Source organism: Candidatus Woesearchaeota archaeon, from assembly GCA_020854775.1.
In the GTDB taxonomy this organism is placed as follows: domain Archaea; phylum Nanobdellota; class Nanobdellia; order Woesearchaeales; family 21-14-0-10-32-9; genus 21-14-0-10-32-9.
In genome coordinates this window covers 1-2947 of record JAHKLZ010000006.1, presented here as the reverse complement: position 1 = coordinate 2947, position 2947 = coordinate 1, and the positions used below count along the sequence as shown (strand labels likewise).

General features: G+C 41.6%; 2 protein-coding genes. Both read right to left on the bottom strand.

The annotated features are described in order from the left end of the window. The coding region (locus KO361_02030; GenBank protein MCC7574344.1) for a PAS domain S-box protein at positions 1-2633 on the bottom strand (2633 nt) is incomplete at its 3' end. Between the two features lie 49 nt (positions 2634-2682). After that, a complete protein-coding gene (locus KO361_02025; protein MCC7574343.1) occupies positions 2683-2850 on the bottom strand; it encodes a hydrogenase maturation nickel metallochaperone HypA in 168 nt (55 codons plus the stop codon). Between the last annotated feature and the right edge of the window lie 97 nt (positions 2851-2947).

The window sequence follows — 2947 nt, the reverse complement described above, 5'->3', positions numbered from 1 at the left end:
GGATAAGGAAAATCAATATCTTTTAAGATCTCATAGCCTGTCTTGGGATGTTCCCTGATCAGGTCAAATTCAATTTCGCTTAGCTTTCCCGGTTTGGTGAGTATTTCCGATGGAATAGCCATTTTACCGATATCATGGATCAAAGCAGCAATTCTGACTGCTTCAATTTTTTCCCGGGGAAGGCACAGTTCGCTAGTTATTGCCACCGAGAGCTGGTAGACTCTGTATTGATGGCCGGAAGTATAGGGATCCCGGGTTTCCGATATTTTGGAGATGGTCTCAATAGTGGCATTCATAGTTTTACGCAGTTTATGCTGGGATTGGTTGATATCGGTAACATCCATAACCGTGGAAATGACCAGATCTTTTCCGGGAATAGGAATGTTGTAGGCAGAGATGTATCTGGTTTCTTCTCCTTTACGGGTTACAGGGATATTCTCCCAATGCATACGCTGGGGATCACCGCTGGCGATATCCTCCTCCACCCTTTTTTTAATCTGGCTGCGGAAAACCGGATCCTCATAGGCGATATCCCAAAAGGCACCCGGTTTGGAAAGTTTTTTGCGGGTTGTCCGATAGATTTGCGGGAATTTATCGTTCATATAGATAAAATTGACACCTGGAAATACTGTATTGACTGCAATACCAATAGGAAGATTATCCATCACAGCAGTGAGAAGTGTCTCTCTTTCGTGAAGCTCCTGTTCTGTCTTTTTGTGTTTGGTGATATCCTGAAAAGAGCCTACCACTTTGACAATCTCTCCCTTTTTATTTTTCACAGCTCTACCGGTGGTTCTTACCCATTTTCTTTTTCCTTTACCGGTAATGATCTCCATCTCTTCATCATAGGGTATACCTTGATGGGCGCAGTTGCTGAATACTTCGGTTATTCTCTCCCGCCATTCGGGAGCATAAAAATTGATGCCCTCCTTGGCATGAAGTGCATAGCCATGGGGCATTTCATGAATATCGGCCACCGTATCTGACCACTGGCAGGTCTGGGTGGCAGTGTCAACACTCCAGCCGCCGAATTTGGCAGTCTTGCCGGCAATCTGGAGTAAGTGAAATTGGGAGAGAATCCTTTCCTCAGACAGAAACTTATCCCGGGCAAAAGCCAGGTCTCCCGCTACTTCTTTTAACAGCTCAATTTCCTCCGGGATAACCTCATGTTCGGCTCTTATGGTGGTGGTAATGATGCCGACAAGACGGCCTTTGAGCAACATTGGCACAAAGATATTTTTATAAGGCAGGTCTGTCATAAAATACGGACATTTTCCGCAATAGTCCCTGGAAGCATTAACAATAGTAGGTTTTCTGGTTTGGACAATTTCCCGGATGCACCTTGGTGCATCAACAGGATTATGAACTTCTGCTGCCCAGTCTTTTAGTTTACGCACACCTTCTTTGGCAACCGGCTTAATCCTGCCTGTTCGTTCATCCAGAAGGGCAATCTCAATATTCAGATACTCGCGGGTTTGCAGTAAGGTACGGCAGGACTCCTGGATAACTTTGACAAAATCATGTTCCTGGACAATTAGCTGATTCACATTGCGGATGGATTCTACAAGAGAATGGAGCTGTGTAATCCTTTCTTCCGCCTCTTTGCGTTGGGTTATATCACGGCAGCTGCCATAGACAAAACCATTGGGCAACAGGATAGCATGCAAGTCTACCGGGACAGAAGAACCGTCTTTTCTGATAAGATTCAATTCTTTCAATAACTTTTCTCCCTGCAGGAGGCGCTGGAAATCCCGAACATTTTCTTTGGATTCTTCAGGTGGGGAAATATCTTTAATATTCTTATTTGCCATTTCATCCCTGGAATAACCTAACAACTCAACAACTGCCTGGTTGACATAGACATAGTTGCCTTTTTGATCGGTGATAAATATGGCATCAGCAGAATCTTCTGTAATCGTTTTAAACTGTATTTCGCTCTCTTTTAATTTTTTTTCATTTATGGCATTCTGTACAATCTTGCCGATTAAAAAGGCAATATTGTGCAAACGCTTTTTGGCAATATCGATAATAAATGGGGGTCTAGGTTTATATTCTTTTGCCCGGGTAAGCAGGGTATTATAATCTATCTGATATTTTTGGGATAATTCTTTTAAGGTCTTTTCATCGGTAGGTGGTTTACCGTAACCGATATTAATGACTCCGATTACTTGATTACCGGCATAGATGGGCTCAGCATAAAGATTAATGCCACCAATACATTCGATATCAGTCGGTTTACCGGTTTTGATAGCTTGTTTGGCAGAGTCATTCCAGCAATTTTCATGACAATGCCATTTCCCGCTGGTCAGGGCTTTCTGATTATCATCAGTATTACATAGTTTACGGGAGGCAGCATCCATCAACTGGCACCATCCGGAGACAAACATACCGAAGGCATAATCTCCATTTTTTTCATAGACGGCTACTGAAGTATCTAAAAGATCCATCGTATCTGCACAGAGAGCTTCCAGGGTATCTTTTCCCACCAGATCCAGGATGGTTCTTTCGGTATTCAGTTCTGTTACATCACCATAGTATGGAAAATAAAGCTGATGGTTTTTACTCTTTTGGCTTGCCTTTTTTTCCAGGAGCCATTCTATTGTATGAAGATCTTTTTCTTTTTTCTTATCCATTACCGTTTCCTCCCTTCTATATCATAGAATACAGGGACAATTGGAATATTTATCTGGACTTGGATAATTCAGGCCTGATTTTCTTATTTTCATCTTCATTCTTTGTATAATCATTTCTTTTTATTTGAAATAACTCACCACCACAGCTTGGGCAGATATTGGTTCTTGCCCATCCATACCATATTCTATCACATTTCCTACATTGACATTTCGGCATTATAAAACCCCCTTCTAGTTTGATAATATTCTTTGCTATTTATTTACTGATTTTATCATAAAAAATCGGCTTATTTAATAGTTTACCTTTCGATTTT